This window comes from Actinomadura meyerae (genome assembly GCF_900188445.1).
Taxonomy (GTDB): domain Bacteria; phylum Actinomycetota; class Actinomycetes; order Streptosporangiales; family Streptosporangiaceae; genus Spirillospora; species Spirillospora meyerae.
The window spans coordinates 189,487-210,205 of the sequence record NZ_FZOR01000004.1; the positions used below are offsets into that span (position 1 = coordinate 189,487).

The 20,719-nt window shown below is 72.9% G+C and carries 15 protein-coding genes; 10 read left to right on the top strand and 5 right to left on the bottom strand.

Annotated features, from left to right (window positions below; all coding sequences use genetic code 11):
- Positions 1–236: 236 nt before the first annotated feature.
- The 5 genes from CHF16_RS06690 to CHF16_RS06710 are packed head-to-tail and all read right to left on the bottom strand — an operon-like array spanning position 237 to position 5,570.
- Positions 237–1,670, bottom strand: coding sequence for a rhamnulokinase (locus CHF16_RS06690; protein ID WP_089325022.1), 1,434 nt, complete (start codon positions 1,668–1,670; stop codon positions 237–239).
- 7 nt (positions 1,671–1,677) lie between these two features.
- Positions 1,678–2,298 (bottom strand): LutC/YkgG family protein, encoded by a 621-nt coding sequence (locus tag CHF16_RS06695; protein WP_089325023.1) that lies wholly within the window; start codon positions 2,296–2,298, stop codon positions 1,678–1,680.
- A complete protein-coding gene (locus CHF16_RS06700) occupies positions 2,295–3,749 on the bottom strand; it encodes a LutB/LldF family L-lactate oxidation iron-sulfur protein (RefSeq protein ID WP_089325024.1) in 1,455 nt (484 codons plus the stop codon). The genes CHF16_RS06695 and CHF16_RS06700 overlap by 4 nt, the downstream gene beginning before the upstream one ends.
- Positions 3,746–4,459 carry a (Fe-S)-binding protein gene (locus CHF16_RS06705; protein ID WP_089325025.1) on the bottom strand — a complete coding sequence of 238 codons (714 nt, stop codon included), beginning with the start codon at positions 4,457–4,459 and terminating at the stop codon, positions 3,746–3,748. The genes CHF16_RS06700 and CHF16_RS06705 overlap by 4 nt, the downstream gene beginning before the upstream one ends.
- A gap of 49 nt (positions 4,460–4,508) precedes the next feature.
- Positions 4,509–5,570 carry a LacI family DNA-binding transcriptional regulator gene (locus tag CHF16_RS06710; RefSeq protein WP_089325026.1) on the bottom strand — a complete coding sequence of 354 codons (1,062 nt, stop codon included), beginning with the start codon at positions 5,568–5,570 and terminating at the stop codon, positions 4,509–4,511.
- A 303-nt stretch (positions 5,571–5,873) separates the two neighbouring features.
- Here CHF16_RS06710 and CHF16_RS06715 point away from each other — a divergent pair, with 303 nt between their 5' ends.
- The 10 genes from CHF16_RS06715 (at position 5,874) to CHF16_RS06760 (ending at position 20,686) form a co-directional block, all read left to right on the top strand.
- Positions 5,874–7,412, top strand: a complete 1,539-nt coding sequence (locus CHF16_RS06715) for a sugar ABC transporter ATP-binding protein (RefSeq protein WP_089325027.1) — start codon at positions 5,874–5,876, stop codon at positions 7,410–7,412.
- Between the two features lie 76 nt (positions 7,413–7,488).
- Positions 7,489–8,628, top strand: coding sequence for an ABC transporter permease (locus tag CHF16_RS06720; protein WP_089325028.1), 1,140 nt, complete (start codon positions 7,489–7,491; stop codon positions 8,626–8,628).
- Entirely contained in the window at positions 8,625–9,623 is a 999-nt protein-coding gene (locus CHF16_RS06725; protein WP_089325029.1) for an ABC transporter permease, read from the top strand. Before CHF16_RS06720 ends, CHF16_RS06725 begins: the two co-directional genes overlap by 4 nt.
- A 56-nt stretch (positions 9,624–9,679) precedes the next feature.
- Positions 9,680–10,765, top strand: coding sequence for a rhamnose ABC transporter substrate-binding protein (gene rhaS / locus CHF16_RS06730; RefSeq protein ID WP_089325030.1), 1,086 nt, complete (start codon positions 9,680–9,682; stop codon positions 10,763–10,765).
- A 19-nt stretch (positions 10,766–10,784) separates the two neighbouring features.
- Positions 10,785–11,102 (top strand): L-rhamnose mutarotase, encoded by a 318-nt coding sequence (locus CHF16_RS06735; RefSeq protein WP_089325031.1) that lies wholly within the window; start codon positions 10,785–10,787, stop codon positions 11,100–11,102.
- Between the two features lie 10 nt (positions 11,103–11,112).
- Positions 11,113–12,279 (top strand): L-rhamnose isomerase, encoded by a 1,167-nt coding sequence (gene rhaI, locus CHF16_RS06740; RefSeq protein WP_089325032.1) that lies wholly within the window; start codon positions 11,113–11,115, stop codon positions 12,277–12,279.
- Between the two features lie 21 nt (positions 12,280–12,300).
- Entirely contained in the window at positions 12,301–14,352 is a 2,052-nt protein-coding gene (locus CHF16_RS06745) for a bifunctional aldolase/short-chain dehydrogenase (protein WP_089325033.1), read from the top strand.
- Between the two features lie 133 nt (positions 14,353–14,485).
- Positions 14,486–17,029 (top strand): alpha-L-rhamnosidase-related protein, encoded by a 2,544-nt coding sequence (locus CHF16_RS06750; protein WP_089325034.1) that lies wholly within the window; start codon positions 14,486–14,488, stop codon positions 17,027–17,029.
- Positions 17,030–17,038: 9 nt separating this feature from the next.
- Positions 17,039–19,249: an alpha-L-rhamnosidase-related protein gene (locus tag CHF16_RS06755; protein WP_089325035.1), complete on the top strand. Its 2,211-nt coding sequence runs from the start codon at positions 17,039–17,041 to the stop codon at positions 19,247–19,249.
- A gap of 18 nt (positions 19,250–19,267) precedes the next feature.
- Positions 19,268–20,686, top strand: a complete 1,419-nt coding sequence (locus CHF16_RS06760) for an L-fucose/L-arabinose isomerase family protein (protein ID WP_089325036.1) — start codon at positions 19,268–19,270, stop codon at positions 20,684–20,686.
- The last annotated feature ends 33 nt before the right edge of the window (positions 20,687–20,719 follow it).

A 20,719-nucleotide genomic window follows, 5' to 3' on the forward strand; every position in this document is an offset into this window, starting at 1 on the left:
GGCGGCCGATACGCCGTGACGATGCTTCTTCGTTGCGGTCCTGAGAATTGGCGGGATTCACCCTATCGGGTAAAACGTCAATAAGGCGGGACAAACACACGCCCGCCTGCGCTCCACCCGGCTCGGGCCGGCCACCTCCGTGACCGTATGTACATAGCTATGAACGTCCCTCGCGCGCCCCATGTCAACCTGGGGGAGCCAAACCGTCCCGTGACCGTGACATCGGGGCGCGCGGGTCAGGACTCCAGGCCGAGGCGGGTGGCGGCCTCCCGCCAGCGGTCCTCGTCGCCGGACGGTTCGTAGCGGCGCAGGTCCTGCGTGGCGGCGACCAGCGCGCGCGCCTCGGCCAGCCCGCCGACCACTCCCCGTGCACGGGCCTGGGCCAGGACGTTGCCGAGGGCGGTCGCCTCGACCGGCCCGGCCACCACCGGCAGGCCGCTGGCATCGGCGGTCAGCCGGCACAGCAGCTCGTTGCGGCTGCCGCCGCCGACCAGGTGCACGACCTCGATCTCGCGCCCCGACAGCCGGGCCGCCGCGCGCAGGGTGGCGCGGTGCGCGAGGGCGAGGCTGTCCATGACGCAGCGGACGGTCTCCGCGCGCGTGGCGGGCGCGGGGAACCCGCGGCGCCGGCAGTGCTCCGCGATGCGGGCGGGCATGTCGCCGGGCGGCAGGAACTCCGGGTCGTCGGGGTCGATGAGGGAGCGCAGCCCCGGCAGCCGCGCCGCCTCGGCGAGCAGGGCGGGCAGGTCCGGGTTCCCCCAGGTCCGCAGCGACTCCTGGAGCAGCCACAGGCCCATCACGTTGCGCAGGTAGCGGACGGTCCCGTCGACGCCGCCCTCGTTGGTGAAGTTGGCGGCGCGGCTCTCCGCGGTCAGCACGGGCGCGTCCAGCTCGACGCCGACCAGGGACCAGGTGCCGCAGGAGATGTAGCCGAACCGCTCGGTGGCGGCGGGCACGGCGGCGACCGCGGAGGCGGTGTCGTGCGACCCGACCGCGGTGACCCGGAGGCCGGCGTGGCCGGTCTCGGCCACCACGTCCGGGCGGAGCGTCCCGATGGGCGCGCCCGGCTCGCGCAGCGGCGGCAGGATCTTCGCGGGCAGGTCGAGCCGGTCCAGCAGGTCCTGCGACCAGGTGCCGCCGCGGACGTCCAGCAGCCCCGTCGTCGAGGCGTTGGTGCGCTCGGCGCCGATCTCGCCCGTCAGCCAGTAGGCCAGCAGGTCTGGGACGAGCAGCAGCGTCGCCGCCCGGGACAGGTCGTCGGCCGCGAGCTGGTAGATCGTGTTGAACGGCAGGAACTGGAGCCCAGACGTCCGGTACAGCAGGTCGTCGCCCAGGTCGGCGCGGACCCGCTCCATCACGCCGTCGGTGCGGGCGTCGCGGTAGTGGACGGGGTTGCCGAGCAGCCGCCCCTCCGCGTCGAGCAGGCCGTAGTCGACCGCCCACGAGTCGATGCCGACCGACGCCAGCCCGTCCGGCGCGTCGCGCAGCCCGTCCAGGACGTTGCCGTACAGGCCGAGGATGTCCCAGTACAGGGTGCCGGCGGCGCGGACCGGCCGGTTCGGGAACCGGCGGACCTCCGCCAGGTCCAGGACGCCGGGCCCGACGCGCCCGGCCATCACCCGGCCGCTCGACGCGCCCAGGTCGACGGCCGCGAAAGTCGCTTCGCTCATCGTTCGCTCATCGGATGATCAGTACCTCCAGCGTGCGGGGCCCGTGCACGCCCTCCACCCGGGACAGCTCGATGTCGCTCGTCGCCGACGGCCCCGACACGAACGTCAGCGGGCGGGACGGGTCGAGCCGTTCGAGCGCCTCCGGGACGTCCGGGGCGACCTGCTCGGCGCGGACGACGATCAGGTGGTAGTCGGGCACGAGCGACAGCGCGCGCGGCCCCTGCGCCGCGCCGTGGTCCAGGACGATCGTGCCGGTCTCGGCGATCGCGGCGGCGCAGCCGGTGACCGCGCCCGCGAGCCCGTCCAGGGACGCGGTGGAGAAGTCGCGGACGAGCGGCGCCGCCACCGCGGACGTCCACTCCGCGGGCAGGTCGGCGGGGGCGCCGTAGGAGCCCGGCCGGGCCGCCAGCCGCTCGGCGACCGCCGCGGCGGCCCCGTCGGCGGGGACCCGCAGCACCGTCGCGCGGTAGTCGGCGACCCGCTCGGCGAACAGGTCGAGGACGCCGTCCTCGTGGTGGCGGCGCAGGTAGCCGCGGTCGATCCGGGCGTAGGAGGCCGCGACCTCGGCGGCCGGGCGGGTGGGCGCGACCCGCTCGATGCGGCGCAGGATCTCCTCGCGCGCGTTCACGCGTCCCCCTCCTCGCGGCCGCCGCCGGTCCGGGCCCACCAGGCGCGGAACGACTCCGGCGGCGGCGCGGGCGCGTCCCGCGTCTCGGTCCAGGCGCCCAGCGGCCCCGGCAGCCGCCGGATCCGGCCGCCGCGCGCCACGATCCGGCGGCTCGCCGACGCGGCGCGCTGCGCGAGCCCGAGCCGGGTGGGGGAGCGCAGCGTCCACCCGGCCGCCGTCATCGCCACCCGCTCCAGCGGATGGCGCGGCCCCTTCTCCACGGCGCGGGCCCGCAGGTGCACCAGCACCTCCGGGATGTCGATCGCGACCGGGCACGCCTCGAAGCACGCCCCGCACAGCGACGACGCGTACGGCAGGGACGCGTCCACCTCCGAGCCGATGCCCCGGATCTGCGGGGACAGGATCGCGCCGATCGGCCCCGGATACGGCGACCCGTAGGCGTGGCCGCCCGCGCGCTGGTAGACCGGGCACACGTTCAGGCACGCGGAGCAGCGGATGCAGCGCAGCGCCTGCCGGCCCACCTCGTCGGCGAGGGTGTCGGTCCGGCCGTTGTCCAGCAGGACGAGGTGGAAGTCGCGCGGGCCGTCGCCGGGGGCCGTGCCCGTCCAGGTGGAGGTGTAGGGGTTCATCCGCTCGGCGGTGGACGAGCGCGGCAGCAGCTGCAGGAAGACCTCCAGGTCCCGCCAGCTCGGCACGATCTTCTCCACGCCCATCACCGAGATCAGCGTCTCGGGGAGCGTCAGGCACATCCGCCCGTTGCCCTCCGACTCCAGCACGACGAGGGTGCCGGTGTCGGCGACGGCGAAGTTCACGCCCGACACCCCGACCTTCGCCGACAGGAACTTGGCGCGCAGGTGCCGCCGCGCCGCCTCGGCGAGCGCGGCGGGGGAGTCGGTCAGGTCCGCGGGGGCGTCCTCCATCGCGCGCAGGAAGATGTCGCGGATGTCGGAGCGGTTGCGGTGGATGGCCGGGACGAGGATGTGCGACGGCCGGTCGTCGCCGAGCTGCACGATCAGCTCGGCGAGGTCGGTCTCGTAGGCGGTGATGCCCTCCTCGGCGAGGAACTCGTTGAGGCCGATCTCCTGCGTCGCCATCGACTTGACCTTGACGACCTCGGTCTCGCCGGTCGCCTTCACCAGGTCGGCGACGATCCGGTTGGCCTCGGCGGCGTCGCGCGCCCAGTGCACGGTGCCGCCGGCCGCGGTGACCTTCTCCTCCAGCAGCGGCAGGTAGTGGCCGAGGTTCTCCAGGACGTGGTCCTTGATCTGCTTGCCGGCCTCGCGGAGCGCCTCCCAGTCGGCCAGCTCCGCGACGGCGCCGGCGCGCCGCCCCCGGATCGTGGTGGTGGCGTGCGCGAGGTTGCCGCGCAGCCGCGCGTCGGCCACCGCCTTCCGGGCGGCGTCCGGGAACGACGGCATCCCGATGTAGGTGGGCATGGCGGGGGAGGTCATGACGGGTCCTCCTCGGTGGACGCGAGGATCTCGGCGAGGTGCACCGTCCGCACCCCGGCGCGGGTGCGGGTGAGCGCGCCGCCGATGTGCATCAGGCAGGAGTTGTCGGCCGCGCACAGCGCCTCGGCCCGCGTCTCCCGCACGGCGGTGACCTTGTCGGCGCACATCGCCGCGGACACCTCGGCGTTCTTCAGCGCGAACGTCCCGCCGAAGCCGCAGCACTCGGCGGCGTCCGGCAGGTCGACCAGGTCGATGCCGCGCACCTCGCGCAGGAGCCGCAGCGGGCGGTCGCCGACGCGCAGCATCCGCAGGGAGTGGCACGTCGGGTGGTAGGTGACGCGGTGCGGGAAGTAGGCGCCGACGTCGGTCACGCCGAGGACGTCCACCAGGAACTCCGACAGCTCGTACACCCGGGACGCGACGCCGGCCGCGCGGGGCGCGAGCCTCGGATGCCAGTCGCGGATCATCGCGCCGCAGGACGCCGACGGCGTCACGACGGCGTCGTAGGGGTCGAAGGTCTCGGCGAACCCCTTCACCAGGTGCTGCGCCTGCCGCCGGTACCCGGTGTTGAGGTGCATCTGCCCGCAGCACGTCTGCGACTCGGGGAACTCGACGTCGTGGCCGAGGCGCCGCAGCAGCCGCACCATCGCCTTGCCGGTCCCCGGGTACATGGTGTCGTTGACGCAGGTGAGGAAGAGCGCGACTTTCATGCTTGCCTCCCGTGGGGGGCGACCCCCCACATCCCCCGGTTCGCTCCGCTCATCGAGAGCCTCCGGCGGCCGAACGGCTGGACTCGCGGACGACCAGCTCGGGCTGGAACATGACCTGCTGGTGGGCGTGGCCGCCCGATTCGTCGCACTCCTCCAGCAGCAGCTCGGTCGCGATGCGGCCGAGCTGGTAGGTGGGCTGCCGCACCGAGCTGAGCGGGACGGCGGCCGCGGCCGAGAACTCGATGTCGTCGTACCCGATCAGCGCGACGTCACCCGGCACCTTGATCCCCGCCTGCAGCAGCACCCGCAGCACGCCGAGGGCGAGCAGGTCGTTGGCGCAGAAGATCGCGTCGGGCAGCGGCGCGCCCGCCTCCAGCAGCCGCCGCGCCGCCTCCTGCCCGCCGCGCGCGTTCATCGCGCCGACCGCGACCTCGCGCAGCGCGTCGCGGCCGAGCCCGGCGGTGCGCAGCGCCCGCAGCGCCCCCTTGCGGCGGTCGGCGCACTGGCGCAGCACCGTCGGCCCGGTGACGAACGCCAGCGTGCGGGCGCCGGCCTCCAGCAGCTCGCCGGCCGCCAGCTCGCCGCCCGCGACGTCGTCGACGGCGACCGAGCACTGGTTGGCGCGGGGGGTCGGGTGGTCGAGCAGCACCACCGGGACGCCGCGGTCGCGCAGCCGGCCGGCGGTCTCGCCGTCGGCGCCGACCGGGGTCAGCAGCACGCCGCGGACCCGCTGCTCGGCGAACACCCGCAGGTTGCGCTGCTCCCGCTCGTCCGACTCGCCCGACGAGGACAGGATGACCGCGTAGCCGCGCTCGCTGGCGGCCTCCTCCACGCCGCGCGCCACGTCGGTGAAGAACGGGTTGGCGAGGTCGAGGACCATCAGCCCGATCGTGCTGCTGTGGCCGGCGCGCAGCGTGGACGCCGAGCCGTTGCGGACGAAGCCCAGCTCGCGGATCGCCTGCTCGACCCGCGCGCGGGTCGCCGCGGCCACCCGCTCGGGCCGGTTGAGCACATTGGACACGGTGCCGGGGGAGACCCCGGCGTGTGCCGCGACCTGCTTGATGCCGACCGTCCTGCTCGGCTCAGGACGGCCGGTGTCGTCTGTGCTCAATCCGTGTGCCCCCGGTCCGTCCGCCGCCTGTGTCGCCGCTCACTCTGGGTCATGTCATTAAAACGTGTCAACCCCGGATCCGGCCCGGCGGCCGGTCAAACCCGGGTGGCCGGGTCCGGCCGGGGGCGACTTCGAAAATCGCGAGGCGCCTTGCTCGGCAAGGGTTTTCGCACCATCTGGCGGGGTCGGCGGACGGATCCCCTCTTGACGGGTGTCCCGGCTCACATCTAGCGTCCTGCGCAACATCCCGTTAAAACGTTTTTCATCTTCCGGAAACCGACGTCCCCCGCGAGGAGGGCCGACATGAGTGCACCCGGCCGGTCGGCACCGCCGACATTGGCCCTGGTCAACGTCAGCAAATCGTTCGGCGCCGTGCGCGCCCTGCAGGGCGTGACGCTGGAGCTGCACGCGGGCGAGGTGCACGCGCTCGCCGGCGAGAACGGCGCCGGCAAGTCCACGGTCGTAAAAACGTTCGCAGGGGTGCACCGCCCCGACGCGGGCGAGGTGCGGGTGGACGGCAGGGCGGTGGCCTTCAACGGCCCGGCCGACGCGCAGGCCGCGGGGGTCGCCGTCATCTACCAGGAGCCCACGCTGTTCCCCGACCTGTCGGTCGCCGAGAACATCTTCATGGGCCGCCAGCCGCGCGCCGCGCTCGGCCGCATCGACCGGCGCACCATGCACGCGCGGGCGGCGAAGCTGTTCGAGCGGCTCGGCGTCGCGCTGGACCCGCAGCAGCCCGCCCGCGGCCTGTCGATCGCCGACCAGCAGGTCGTCGAGATCGCCAAGGCCATCTCCCGGGACGCGCGCGTGCTCATCATGGACGAGCCCACCGCCGCGCTCACCGGCCAGGAGGTCGCCCGCCTGTTCGCGGTGACCCGCACGCTGCGCGAGCAGGGCTGCGCGGTGCTGTTCATCTCGCACCGCCTGGAGGAGATCTTCGAGCTGTGCCAGCGCGTCACCACGCTGCGCGACGGCACCTACGTCGGCACCGACATGGTCGCCGACCTCACCCCCGACGACCTCGTCCGCCGGATGGTCGGCCGCGACCTCGACGCGCTCTACCCCAAGCAGGACGTGACGCCCGGCGAGGTCGCGCTGACCGTGCGCCGGCTCACCCGCGAGGGCGCCTTCACCGACGTCTCCTTCGAGGTCCGCCGCGGCGAGATCGTCGCGCTGGCCGGGCTGGTCGGCGCCGGCCGCAGCGAGGTCGCCCGCGCGATCTTCGGGGTGGACCGCTGGGACGCCGGCGCCGTCGAGGTCGAGGGCCGCGCGCTGCCGCCGGGCAGCCCCACCGCGGCGATGTCGGCGGGGCTGGCGCTGGTCCCCGAGGACCGCCGCCAGCAGGGCCTCGTCATGGACATGTCCATCGAGCGGAACATGGGCCTCACCCAGCTGAAGGCGCTGCGCCGCGCCACCGGGCGCGGCGGGCTCATCTCCCGCTCGGTCGAGCGGGACCGGGCCGCCGACTGGGCGCTGCGGCTCCAGCTCAAGTACTCCCGCCTCAGCGACGCCGTCGGCGTCCTGTCCGGCGGCAACCAGCAGAAGGTCGTGCTCGCCAAGTGGCTGGCCACCGAGCCCGCCGTGCTGATCGTGGACGAGCCGACCCGCGGCATCGACGTCGGCACCAAGGCCGAGGTGCACCGGCTGCTGTCGGAGCTGGCCGCGCAGGACCTCGCGGTGCTGATGATCTCCTCCGACCTGCCGGAGGTGCTCGGCATGGCCGACCGGATCCTCGTCATGCACGAGGGCCGGCTCACCGCCGAGATCGCCCGCGCGGACGCGACCGAGGAGAACGTGATGGCCGCCGCGACCGGCCGCGCGGGGACCGGGAGGGCGGCGTGATGACCGCAGCGAAGCAAGGATCTTCGGGCCGCCGCCCCGGGGGTCTGGGGGTCGCCCCCCGGAAGGGCAGGGCCTGATGACGGTACTCACTGAGAGCCCGGCGCGGCCGGGCGGGGCGGGCGGCTCCGCCGGCGGCGGGCGGCGCCTGGTCGAGCTGGTGCTGCGCGCCCGCGAGATGAGCATCCTCGGCGCCCTGGTCGTGCTCGTCGTCGCGACGACGATCGCGAACCCGCGGTTCCTGTCCGGGCAGGGCGTCAAGGACATCTTCCTCAACGCCTCCATCCTGGTGCTGCTCGCCGTCGGGCAGACCCTCGTGGTCGTCACCCGCAACATCGACCTGTCGGTCGGGTCCGTCGTCGGGCTCGTCGCGTTTAGCGCCGGCAAGTTCGCCGCCGGGGGAGACCGCAACGTCGTCCTCGTGCTGGTGTTCGGCGTCGCGATCGGGCTGGTCTGCGGGCTGGTCAACGGGCTGCTCGTCAGCTTCCTGAGGGTCCCGTCCCTCGTGGTCACCCTCGGCACCCTGTACGTGATCCAGGGGCTGGACTACCGCATCGCCCACGGCGAGCAGATCGGCGCCGCCGACCTGCCGTCGTCGGTGCTGAAGCTCGGCAACGACGGCATCCTCGGCGTCCCCTACCTGCCGGTCATCACTGTCCTGGTGATGCTGGCGGCCGGGTACTACCTGCGCTCCTACTCCTCGGGACGCGAGTTCTACGCGATCGGGTCCAGCCCGGAGGCCGCGCGCCTCGCGGGCGTGCGGATCCGCCGCCGCGTCCTCACGGCCTACCTGGTCAGCGGCGCGCTCGCCGGGCTGGCCGGGGTGCTCTGGCTGGCCCGTTTCGGCACCGTCGTCGCGGACGCCGCGCACGGCTGGGAGCTGAAGGTCGTCGCGGCCGTCGTCGTCGGCGGCGTCGCCATCACCGGCGGCGTCGGCACCGTGTGGGGCGCGGCCCTCGGCGGGCTGCTGCTCACCACCATCGGCAGCGTGCTGGTGGTGCTCAAGGTCAACTCGTTCTGGCAGGACGCGATCACCGGTGTCCTGCTGCTGCTGGCCATCAGCGTCGACCGGCTGCTCGCGCTGCGCGTCACCCGCGCGCTGAAACAGCGGTCGCTGGAATCGTCCGCGCACCGCGACGTCGCCGCACCGGCGGAGGCCGCACCCGCGGAGGGCGCACCGGCGGAGGGCGCCCCGGTGGAGAAGGGGGGACGGTCATGAGCCGCCTCGGAGGGCTGGTGCGGTGGGAGACCGCCGTCACCGCCCTGCTGGTCCTGGTGTTCGCGAGCGGCGCCGGGTTCTCGCCCGACTTCGCCAACAACGACAACTTGTCGTTCGCGCTGGACGACCTGTCGGAGATCGCGCTGATCGCGCTGCCGATGACGCTGCTGGTCGTGTGCGGGCAGGTGGACCTGTCGGTCGCCTCGATCCTCGGCCTGTGCAGCGCCCTCACCGGCAAGATGTGGGACGGCGGCATGGCCATCGAGACGATCATCCCGATCGTGCTCGCGGTCGGCCTGGTCTGCGGCCTGGTCAACGGGCTGCTCGTGACGAAGCTCGGGCTGCCGTCGCTCGCCGTGACGATCGGCACGATGACCCTCTACCGGGGCCTCGCGTACGTGACGCTCGGCACCGGCGCCATCTCCGAGTTCCCGACCGCCTACACCGACCTCGCGACGTCCTCGATCCCGGGCACGCCGATCCCGTACCCGATCGCGCTGTTCGCCGTGCTCGCCGTCGCCACCGGCGTCGTCCTGCACGCCACCGGCGTCGGGCGGTCGCTGTTCGCGATCGGCGCGCAGGAGGACGCCGCCTACTTCGCCGGCATCCGCGTCAAGCGCATCAAGCTGCTGCTGTTCGTGGTGTCCGGGCTGGTCGCCGGGTTCGCCGGCATCGTCTACACGCTCCGCTACGGCAGCGCCCGCGCCGACAACGGGCTCGGCCTGGAGCTCACCGTCATCGCGGCGGTGCTGCTCGGCGGCATCGACTTCGACGGCGGCAAGGGCACCCTCGGCGGCGTCATCGCGGCCGTGCTGCTCATCGGCCTGCTCCGCAACCTGCTGATGCTCAACGACGTCCCCACCGAGGTCCAGTCGATCGTCACCGGGCTGCTGCTCATCATCAGCGTCCTCACGCCGCGGCTGATCGCCGTGGTCCGCGAGGCCCAAGGCAGGCGGCGAGGCGCGCGACCCGCGGCTCCCGCCGCCACTCCCTGAACCCCTATGAGACACGTCCCCCCGCCGCGTCCCACTGCACCCCGAAAGGCATCGTGATGACCATTCGTCTGCGCGCCCCGCGCCGGCTGGCGGCCGTCGCCACGGCGAGCGTCCTGGCCCTCAGCATGGCCGCCTGCGGCGGCACCACCAAGGACGACGCCGACTCCGGCGACGCCAAGGCGGCCGGCGGCAACGCCACGGCCAACCCGAACGCGCCGCTGAAGAAGGGGCTGAAGCTGGCGTTCCTGCCCAAGCAGGTCAACAACCCCTACGAGACGATCGTCGACAACGCCGGCATCGAGGCGGCCAAGGAGTTCGGCGGGCAGGCCAAGGAGGTCGGCCCGTCCGACGCGTCCGCGTCCTCCCAGGTCTCCTACATCAACACGCTCGTCCAGCAGCGCCACGACGCGATCCTGATCGCCGCCAACGACGAGAACGCGGTGTGCGGCCCGCTCAAGCAGGCGATGGCCAAGAACATCAAGATCGTCGCCTACGACTCCGACACCAACCCCGAGTGCCGGGACGTCTTCATCAACCAGGCGAGCTCGGAGGAGATCGGCCGCAGCGAGGTCAAGCTGCTCGCCGAGCAGATCGGCCACGAGGGCGAGATCGCGATCCTGTCGGCGACGGCGAACGCCACGAACCAGAACACCTGGATCAAGTTCATGCAGGACGAGCTGAAGAAGCCCGAGTACGCCAAGATGAAGCTCGTCAAGATCGCCTACGGTGACGACGACGACCAGAAGTCCTTCCAGCAGACCCAGGGCCTGCTGCAGGCGTACCCGAACCTCAAGGGCATCATCTCGCCGACCACGGTCGGCATCGCCGCCGCGGCCCGGTACATCTCCGGCTCCAAGTACAAGGGCAAGGTCGCGCTGACCGGCCTTGGCACCCCCGACCAGATGCGCAAGTTCGTCAAGGACGGCACGGTCAAGGAGTTCGAGCTCTGGGACCCCAAGAACCTCGGCTACCTGTCCTCCTACGCGGCGGCGGCGCTGGCTTCCGGCCAGATCACCGGCGCGCAGGGTGAGAAGTTCACGGCCGGCAAGCTCGGCGAGCGCGAGATCGGCGCCAACGGCGAGGTGATCCTCGGCCCGCCCACGGTGTTCGACGCCAAGAACATCGACCAGTACCACTTCTGATCGGTACGTGACGGAACGCATGAAGCGCGTCTGCTTCCTGCTGAAGGTCAGGCAGGACCGCCTGGAGGAGTACAAGGTGCGCCACCAGGCGGTCTGGCCCGACATGCTCAACGCCCTGCGCGAAACCGGCTGGCACAACTACTCGCTGTTCCTGCGGGAGGACGGCCTCCTCGTCGGCTACCTGGAGACCGACGACTTCGAGGCCGCCCAGGAGGCGATGGCCCGCACCGAGGTCAACGCCCGGTGGCAGGCGGAGATGGCGCAGTACTTCGAGGACCTCGACGGCCGCCCCGACGAGGGGATGCGGCCGCTGACCGAGGTCTTCCATCTGGATTGAGAGGTTACTCGTGACAGACACCCGCGCGGTGAAGGACGCCCTGCGCCGCCAGCAGATCGAGACTCCCTCGTGGGCGTACGGGAACTCGGGGACCCGGTTCAAGGTCTTCGCCCAGCAGGGCGTGCCGCGCACCCCCCAGGAGAAGATCGACGACGCCGCGCAGGTGCACCGGTTCACCGGCGTCGCGCCCAGCGTGGCCGTCCACATCCCCTGGGACCGGGTGGACGACTACGCCGCGCTGGCCGCGCACGCCGAGGAGCGGGGCGTGCGGATCGGCGCGGTGAACACCAACGTGTTCCAGGACGACGACTACATGCTCGGCAGCGTCACCAACCCCGACCCGGCCATCCGCCGCAAGGCGCTCGACCACCTGCTCGAGGCGGTCGACATCATGGACCAGACCGGGTCGCGCGACCTGAAGCTGTGGTTCTCCGACGGCACCAACTACCCGGGGCAGGACGACATCCGCGCCCGCCAGGACCGGATGGCCGAGGCGCTGGCCGCCGTGTACGAGCGGCTCGGCGACGACCAGCGGTTCCTGCTGGAGTACAAGCTGTTCGAGCCCGCGTTCTACATGACCGACCTGCCGGACTGGGGCGCCTCCTACGCGCACTGCGTGAAGCTCGGCCCCAAGGCGCAGGTCGTGGTGGACACCGGGCACCACGCGCCCGGCACCAACATCGAGTTCATCGTGGCGTTCCTGCTGCGCGAGGGGAAGCTCGGCGGGTTCGACTTCAACTCGCGCTTCTACGCCGACGACGACCTGATGGTGGGCGCCGCCGACCCGTTCCAGCTGTTCCGGATCATGTACGAGGTGGTCCGCGGCGGCGGCTACGACGCCGAGACGGGCGTGGCGTTCATGCTCGACCAGTGCCACAACATCGAGCCGAAGATCCAGGGCCAGATCCGCTCGGTGATGAACGTCCAGGAGGCCACCGCGAAGGCGCTGCTGGTGGACGCCGACGCGCTGCGCGCCGCGCAGGAGTCCGGCGACGTCCTCCAGGCGAACGCGGTGTTCATGGACGCCTACAACACCGACGTCCGGCCGCTGCTCGCCGAGCTGCGCGAGGAGATGGGCCTGCACCCGGACCCGGTCGCCGCCTACAAGGCGTCCGGCTACTACGAGCGCGTCGTCGCCGAGCGCAAGGGCGGCCAGGCCGCCGGCTGGGGCGCCTGACAGGTGAAGGAGACCACACCGATGACTTCCACCCCGCCCGAGGTGGAGCAGCTGCTGGACCGCGCCAACACCCTCGGCTCGGACCCCCGCAACACCAACTACGCGGGCGGCAACGCGTCCGCGAAGGGCACGGTCACCGACCCGGTGACGGCCCGCGACGTCGAGCTGATGTGGGTGAAGGGCTCCGGCGGCGACCTCGGCACCCTCACCGAGAAGGGCCTGGCCGTGCTCCGGCTGGACCGGATGCGCGCCCTCGTGGACGTCTACCCGGGCGTCGAGCGCGAGGACGAGATGGTCGCCGCGTTCGACTTCTGCCTGCACGGCAAGGGCGGCGCGGCGCCGTCCATCGACACCGCCATGCACGGCCTCGTGGAGGCCGCGCACGTCGACCACCTGCACCCCGACTCCGGCATCGCGATCGCGACCGCCGCCGACGGCGAGGAGCTGACCCGCCGCATCTTCGGCGACCGGGTGGCGTGGGTGCCGTGGCGGCGCCCCGGCTTCCAGCTCGGCCTCGACATCGCCGAGATCAAGCGCGCCAACCCGGGGGCCATCGGGGTGATCCTCGGCGGGCACGGCATCACCGCCTGGGGCGACACGAGCGAGGAGTGCAAGGCCAACTCGCTCGACATCATCCGCACCGCCGAGGCGTACATCGCCGAGCACGGCAAGGCCGACCCGTTCGGCGAGGTGGTCCACCCGACGCTGCCGGAGGAGGAGCGGCACGCCCGCGCCGCCGCGCTGTTCCCGCTGCTGCGGGGCCTGGCGTCCACGGACCGGCCGCAGGTCGGGCACTTCACCGACAGCGAGGCCGTCCTCGACTTCGTCTCCCGGGCCGAGCACCCGCGGCTCGCCGCGCTCGGCACGTCCTGCCCGGACCACTTCCTGCGCACCAAGGTCGCGCCGATGGTCCTGGACCTGCCGCCGGACGCCCCCCTCGACGAGGCCAAGGCCCGGCTGAGGGAGCTCCACGCCGCCTACCGCGAGGAGTACGCGGCCTACTACGCGCGGCACGCCACCGCCGACTCGCCGCCGATGCGCGGCGCGGACCCGGCGATCGTGCTGGTGCCCGGCGTCGGGATGTTCTCCTTCGGCGCCAACAAGCAGACCGCGCGGGTCGCCGGCGAGTTCTACGTCAACGCGATCAACGTGATGCGGGGCGCGGAGGCGCTGTCGTCGTACGCGCCGATCGACGAGGCGGAGAAGTTCCGCATCGAGTACTGGGAGCTGGAGGAGGCCAAGCTCCGCCGGATGCCGAAGCCGAAGCCGCTCGCCACCCGCGTCGCGGTGGTCACCGGCGGCGGCTCGGGCATCGGCGCCGCCACCGCCCGCCGCCTGGCCGACGAGGGCGCCTGCGTCGTGGTCGCCGACCGGGACCTCGCCGCCGCCGAGAAGGTCGCGGCGGAGATCGGCGCCGGCGCCCTGCGCGCGCCGGACGCCGCCGTCGCGGCGGGCGTCGACGTCACCTCCGAGGACGAGATCGCCGCCGCCGTCCGCACCGCGGTCCTGGCGTTCGGCGGGGTGGACCTCGTCGTCAACAACGCCGGCCTGTCGATCTCCAAGCCGCTGCTGGAGACGTCCGCCGCCGACTGGGACCTGCAGCACGACGTCATGGCGCGCGGCTCGTTCCTGATGTCCCGCGAGACCGCCCGCGTGATGGTCGAGCAGGGCATGGGCGGCGACATCGTCTACATCGCGTCCAAGAACGGCGTGTTCGCGGGGCCGAACAACATCGCCTACGGCGCCACCAAGGCCGACCAGGCGCACCAGGTGCGGCTGCTGGCCGCCGAGCTCGGCGAGCACGGAATCCGCGTCAACGGCGTCAACCCCGACGGGGTGGTGCGCGGCTCCGGCATCTTCGCGGGCGGCTGGGGCGCCAAGCGCGCCGCCGTCTACGGCGTGGAGGAGGAGAAGCTCGGCGAGTTCTACGCCCAGCGGACGCTGCTGAAGCGCGAGGTGCTGCCCGAGCACGTCGCCGCCGCCGTCTTCGCCCTCACCGGCGGGGACCTGACCCACACCACCGGACTGCACATCCCCGTGGACGCCGGCGTCGCCGCGGCCTTCCTGCGCTGACCGCCGGCCGAGAGGGCCGGCCGATGGCCCGGACCGCGCGCCGCGGTGCTGACACCGCCGCGGCGCGTTCCACCCGTCCGGGCCACCGGCCGTCCCGTCGGGCCCGCTCCATCAAGAGGAACCCGGAAGGACCATGATGTCACCAGCCAAGACGTCCGCGCGATCCCCTCTCGCCCCTCTGGCCTTCATCACGTCCCTCAGCCTGGGCGCCGCCGCGCTCGTCGCGGTCCCGTCCGGCGCCGCGGCCGCGGCGCCCGGCGACCCGCTGGGGCTGCCGTCGCTGTCCGGCGCGCAGCGCTACGTCCTCGCCCCCTCCGGCCGCACGGTCCGCCCGGTGAAGGCCGCCGAATCGTACGGTCTGAACGCCGACCACGTGACGGCCGCGTCCGAGAAGTCGGAGAAGGAGGGCCACGACCTGGACGCCGGGTCGTCCACGACCGCCAAGGCGGACGGCGTCATGACCCGCCAGACGGGCGGCGAGGCGGGGGCGAGCTTCGGCTACCGCATGCGGGTCGCTCCCGGGCACGGCCCCGTCACCCTCCGGGTGGAGGAGGCGGGGAGCGCCACCGCCCACTACGAGGTGCTGGTGAACGGCGAGGTCGTCCACGAGCGCAAGCCCGACCCGGCGCAGGCGGGCGTGTGGAGCGGCGACAAGGCCGGGCTCGTCCACTACGACGTCGCCGTCCCGGCGCGGCTCGTCCGCTCCGCCGACGACATCAGGGTCACCTTCCGCAACACCGCCGACCCCGGGCCGGGTGCCCGCATCCACGCCGTCTGGACGATGCACCGCGCCGGACGCGCACCGGAGGCGCCTTACGGCGGAACGGTCCAGAACCCGTCCGGCGCGTTCGGGCACGGCGGCACCACGCTCACGTCCAACGAGTACGGCCGCCCCTACGTCATATACGACTTCGGCAAGGAGGTCGGCGGGCAGATCCAGGTCACGGCCGACGTCCGCAAGGGGACACCCAGGCTCGGCCTGGCGTTCAGCGAGAGCGCGCAGTACCTCACCACCGCCTCCGACTACAGCCAGGACCCGGTCGGCCTTGCCACCGAGACCCACTACCTCGACACCAAGGCCGGACGCTCCGCGATGACCGACCCGGTGATCCGGGGCGGGTTCCGCTACCTCATGGTGTTCCTGGACGGCCCCGGCGAGGTGAAGCTGTCCGACCTGCGCCTGAAGTTCACCGCCGACCCCGCCAACCCCGACCTGGACGGCTACAAGGGCGCGTTCCTGTCCAGCGACGACACCCTGAACCGGCTCTGGTACGCGGGCGCCTACACGGTGCAGATGGCGACGATCGACCCGAAGACCGGGCGCCCCTACCCCGGGCAGGAGGGGCCGGTCCGCAACGACGCGATCGTCGGCGAGGGCGACAGCGTCATCAGCGACGGCGCCAAGCGCGACCGGATGATCTGGGGCGGTGACAACGCCGTCGCGGACGCGGTGTCCTACCTGACCACCGGGCAGTCGGCGCCGTCCGCCAACGCCGTCGCCTTCATGGCCAAGGGGCAGGCGGCCAACGGCCAGATCCCCGGCCTCTACCTGACCGACGCGCTCGGCTACAACATGAACTGGGGCGAGTACGCGGCCTGGTGGGTCGACAACTACTGGACGCACTACCTCTACACCGGCGAACGCGACTTCCTCGACAAGTGGTACGGCGCGATGAAGCGGAACGTCGCGTGGCTGGAGTCGAACGCCGGCGACGACGGCCTGCTCACCATGAAGGCCGCGGGCGGGACCTGGGGCTACGGCAACGAGGACGGCGGCACCTACGTCTCGTCCCTGTACGTCAAGGTGCTCGGCCAGGCGGCGCAGGCCGCCGAGGTCAAGGGAGAGCCCGAACTCGCGAAGACCTACCGCGAGCACGCCGCCCGCACCGCCAAGGCGATCAACGACCACCTGTGGGACCCGGCCGCGGGCGCCTACAAGGTCAGCAGGTCCGACGGGAACCACCCGCAGGACGGCAACGCCATGGCGGTCGTCGCGGGCGTCGCCACCGGCGACCGCGCCGAGGCGGTGCTGAAGTTCTTCGGCGACGACCTCGCCGGCCCGCACGGCGACCTGACCGTCGACAAGCCCGGCGGCGTCGTCCCGCAGTACATCAGCCCGTTCGTGTCCGCGCAGTCGCTGCTCGCGCACTCCGCCGGGCAGGACATGACCGGCGCGATGTCGCTGCTGCGCCGGACCTGGTACCCGATGCTCGGCAAGGACCAGCCCGGCACGCTCTGGGAGAACGTCAGCCCGTCGGGCGCGCCGCAGCTCGGCTCCTACACGAGCCTGTCGCACGGGTGGGCCGCCGCGCCGACCTCGTTCCTGACCACCCGGGTCCTCGGCGTCGCCCCGACGTCGGGCGGGTTCGGGACCTTCACCGTGCTGCCGCACCCGGTGGACGGCCTGCGCTGGGCCGAGGGACGCGTCCCGACGCCGCGCGGCGATATCACCGCCGCGTGGAAGCGGCAGGGCGGGACGTTCACGCTCCGCGTCGCCGCGCCCGCCGGCTCCACCGCCACCGCCGGGGTCCCCGCGCGGGACGCCGCCGAGGTCCGCGTGGACGGGACCGTCGTCTGGCGCGAGGGCCGCGCCGTGAAGCCGGGCGTCACCGTCCGCGACGGCCTCGTGCAGGTCCCCGGACTGACCGGCACCTCCATCCTGACCGCCTCCCGCTGACCTGGAGTGATGATGGTTCCCCCCACCACCGTCCGCCGTTCCCTCGTCCGCGCCGCCGTGGCCGCCGCCCTCACGATCACCAGCACCGCCTCGCTCGCGCTCCCCGCCACCGCCGCCCCCCACCCGAAGGGCCCTTGGGAGGACGGCTCCTACACCCCGCGCCCCGGCCAGTGGCGGCCCTACGTCCTCGCCCCGTCCAGCCGTGACGTCAAGCCCGTCAAGGTCTACAAGGCCGACCCGCGGCAGGGCCGCATCGACGGCTCCCCGGAGGGCGCGCTGAAGAAGGGCGGGGCGTCGGTCCGGCTCACCGGCGCCGAGGACCGGGCCGGTTCCCCGCTGCTGATCGTCGACTTCGGCAAGGAGGTCGCCGGGCACCTGAAGGTGCGCGTGAAGGGCGCGTCGGGGAATCCGAAGCTGCGCGCCTGCTTCTCCGAGTCGGTGCAGTACATGGCTCTGGAGCCCGGCGCCAACGACGGCCAGGGCAAGATCGCGCCCGGCTGCGACACCGCCAACATCTGGAACGGCTTCCCCGGCCAGCCCTACACCGAGGACACCGACAGCCACGCCCTCCCGCTGGACGGCGTCCGGCTGCCCGGTACCGTCCGCGACGGGGAGCTGCGCGGCGGGTTCCGCTACGCGACCCTCTTCCTGGACGGCCCCGGCACCGTCGACGTCGACGCCGTCTCGCTGGACTTCACCGCCGCGCCCGACCAGCGCGACCTGGACGGCTACCGGGGCCACTTCCTCTCCAGCGACGACCTGCTCAACAAGATCTGGTACGCGGGCGCCTACACCGTGCAGATCAACACCGGCGCGTCCGACACGGCCAAGAAGTGGCCGTACGAGCCCGGCGAGGGCGACCACGCCGACGCCCCCGTCCCGCACGCCGACCCGAACACCTCCGTCATCTACGACGGCGGCAAGCGCGACCGCATCGTCTGGCAGGGCGACCTCGCCGTCCAGGCGCCCGTCGCCTACGTCAGCACCTACGACATGGGGGCCGTCGACAACTCGCTGTCGTCGCTCGCCGCGCAGCAGCTCCCGGACGGCTACATGCCCGGCGCGAGCCTGGTCGGCCAGCACAACCAGAACGAGCTGCGCACCTACGGCGAGTACGTGACCTGGTTCGTGTCCAACATGTACGACCACTGGTGGTACACCGGGGACCGCGCCTACCTCGACAAGTGGTGGCCGCAGCTCACCAGGGCGACCGCCTGGCTGGAGTCGGTGCGCGCCGGGGACGGCAAGGGCCTGATCGCGTTCCAGGAGTCCGGCTCGTGCGGCCACTACGGCTACTCCGACTGCGGCCACGAGACCTACGTCAACGCCCTCTACGCCCGCAACCTGGACCAGATGGCGGCGATGGCGAAGGCGCGCGGCGACGCGTCCGCCGCCCGGACCTACGCGGACCGGTCCGCCGAGGTGAAGAAGGCCGTCAACGAGCAGCTCTGGGACGAGGAGGCCGGCGCCTACCGGCTGTCCCGCGAGATCCCCGGCGCCTACCCGCAGGACGGCAACGTCGCCGCCGTCCTCACCGGCATCGCCGGCGGCGAGCGCGCCGGGCGGGCGCTGGCCTACCTGCGCGCCAACAACTGGACCGGCATCGGATCGCTGACGGTCTCCCAGTCCACCCCGAACGCGAGCCTGCCGCCGTTCTACGCGCCGCTGCCGAGCGGGTTCGAGGCCGACGCGCGCCTGGAGATCGGCGACGCGGCCGGTCTGGAGCTGATCCGCAACTTCTGGGGCCACCAGCTCCGGCAGGACCCGGGCTCCACGTTCTGGGAGCACATGCAGCCGGACGGCACGCCGAACCTGAAGCAGTTCTCCAGCCTCGCGCACGGCTGGGCGGCGCAGCCGACCGTCACGCTCAGCACCAGGGTCCTCGGCGTGCGGCCCGCCGCGCCGGGGTACGCCTCCTGGGCCGTGGTGCCGTTCACCGGAGACCTGGCCTGGGCCGAGGGCACCGTGCCCACCCCGCACGGCGACATCGCGGCCTCTTGGCGCAGGAGCGGCCACGGCTTCCAGCTGAAGGTCACCGCGCCGCGCGGCACCCGCGGCCGCCTGGCCGTCCCGGTCGACGCGTCCACCCGCAGGGTCACCCTCGACGGGCGGACGGTCTGGACCGCGGGCAAGGCCACCGCACGCGGCGTGTCCAGCGACGGCAGGTACGTCTACGTGGACGGGGCGCCCGCCGGGCGCCACACCCTCACGGCCAGCTAGCCCGAAAAGAGGAGAGGAATGGCAGACAACACAGCGCCGCCGCCCGTCAAGGTCGGCCTCGTCGCCGGGGGGCTCGGCGCCTACTGGCCGCAGTTCCCCGACCTGCTGCCGCAGCTGAAGCGGTCCGCCGAGCGCGTCTCGGAGCGGATGCGCGGGCTCGGCGCGGAGGTCGTCGACGTCGGCTTCATCTCCGACGCGCAGGAGGGCGCGGCGGCGGCCGAGCGGCTCCGCGCGGCCGGCTGCGACATCATCGTCGGCTTCCTCACCACCTACATGACCGCGTCGATGCTGGTCCCGGTCGCGCAGCGGGCGGACGCGCCGGTGCTGCTGATCAACCTGCAGCCGACCGAGTCGATGGACCACGCGACGTTCGACACCGGGCAGTGGCTCGCCTACTGCGGCGCCTGCCCGCTGCCGGAGATGGCCAACGCGTTCGAGCGCTGCGGCGTCCCGTTTCGGTCGGTGTCGGGGTACCTGGAGGACGAGCGGGCCTGGGCGAAGATCGGCCGCTGGGTGCGGGCCGCCGGGGTCCGCGCGGCGCTGCGCCGCGGCCGGCACGGCCTGATGGGCCACCTGTACCCGGGGATGCTGGACGTGTCCACCGACCTCACGCTCGTCAGCGCCAACCTCGGCGGGCACGTCGAGGTGCTGGAGTTCGACGACCTGCGGGTGCGGGTGGAGAAGGTCACCGACGCCGAGACCGCCGCGAAGAAGGCCGAGGCGGAGAAGATCTTCGAGCTGGACGCGTCCGTCAACGACGACGACCTGACCTGGGCGGCCCGCGTCGCGGTCGGGCTCGACCGGCTCACCGCCGACTTCGAGCTGGACAGCCTCGCCTACTACCACCGGGGCCTGGACGGCGAGATCCACGAGCGGCTCGGCGCCGGGATGATCCTCGGCGCGTCGCTGCTCACCGCGCGCGGCGTCCCGGCGGCGGGGGAGTACGAGCTGCGCACGTCCCTGGCCATGCTGATCGCCGACCGGCTCGGCGCGGGCGGCTCGTTCACCGAGCTGCAGGCGCTGGACTTCCACCGCGGCCACGTCGAGATGGGCCACGACGGCCCCGCCCACCTGGCGATCAGCGCCCGCCGCCCGCTGCTGCGCGGCCTCGGCGTCTACCACGGCAAGCGCGGCTACGGCGTGTCCGTCGAGTTCGACGTCAAGCACGGGCCCGTCACGGCGTTCGGCGTCATCCAGCGCCGCGACGGCCGGTTCGCGTTCGTCGCGTCCGAGGGCGAGACCGTGGACGGGCCGCTGCTGCAGATCGGCAACACCACCTCCCGCGTCGACTTCGGCTGCGACCCCGGCGAGTGGACCGACGCGTGGTCCGCCACCGGCATCTCCCACCACTGGGCCCTCGGCACCGGCCACATGACCGCCGACCTGAAGGCCCTGGCCGACCTCCTGGAGATCGAGTTCATCGAGGTGAGGCCCTGACCCTCACCGCACCGGATCGGGGGATCCACAACA

Coding starts and splice junctions, on each gene's coding strand:
- CHF16_RS06690 (WP_089325022.1), bottom strand. CDS start 1,670: ATGAGCGAAGCGACTTTCGCGGCCGTCGACCTGGGCGCGTCGAGCGGC.
- CHF16_RS06700 (WP_089325024.1), bottom strand. CDS start 3,749: ATGACCTCCCCCGCCATGCCCACCTACATCGGGATGCCGTCGTTCCCG.
- CHF16_RS06705 (WP_089325025.1), bottom strand. CDS start 4,459: ATGAAAGTCGCGCTCTTCCTCACCTGCGTCAACGACACCATGTACCCG.
- CHF16_RS06715 (WP_089325027.1), top strand. CDS start 5,874: ATGAGTGCACCCGGCCGGTCGGCACCGCCGACATTGGCCCTGGTCAAC.
- CHF16_RS06720 (WP_089325028.1), top strand. CDS start 7,489: ATGACGGTACTCACTGAGAGCCCGGCGCGGCCGGGCGGGGCGGGCGGC.
- CHF16_RS06725 (WP_089325029.1), top strand. CDS start 8,625: ATGAGCCGCCTCGGAGGGCTGGTGCGGTGGGAGACCGCCGTCACCGCC.
- rhaS (WP_089325030.1), top strand. CDS start 9,680: ATGACCATTCGTCTGCGCGCCCCGCGCCGGCTGGCGGCCGTCGCCACG.
- CHF16_RS06735 (WP_089325031.1), top strand. CDS start 10,785: ATGAAGCGCGTCTGCTTCCTGCTGAAGGTCAGGCAGGACCGCCTGGAG.
- CHF16_RS06745 (WP_089325033.1), top strand. CDS start 12,301: ATGACTTCCACCCCGCCCGAGGTGGAGCAGCTGCTGGACCGCGCCAAC.
- CHF16_RS06750 (WP_089325034.1), top strand. CDS start 14,486: ATGATGTCACCAGCCAAGACGTCCGCGCGATCCCCTCTCGCCCCTCTG.
- CHF16_RS06755 (WP_089325035.1), top strand. CDS start 17,039: ATGATGGTTCCCCCCACCACCGTCCGCCGTTCCCTCGTCCGCGCCGCC.
- CHF16_RS06760 (WP_089325036.1), top strand. CDS start 19,268: ATGGCAGACAACACAGCGCCGCCGCCCGTCAAGGTCGGCCTCGTCGCC.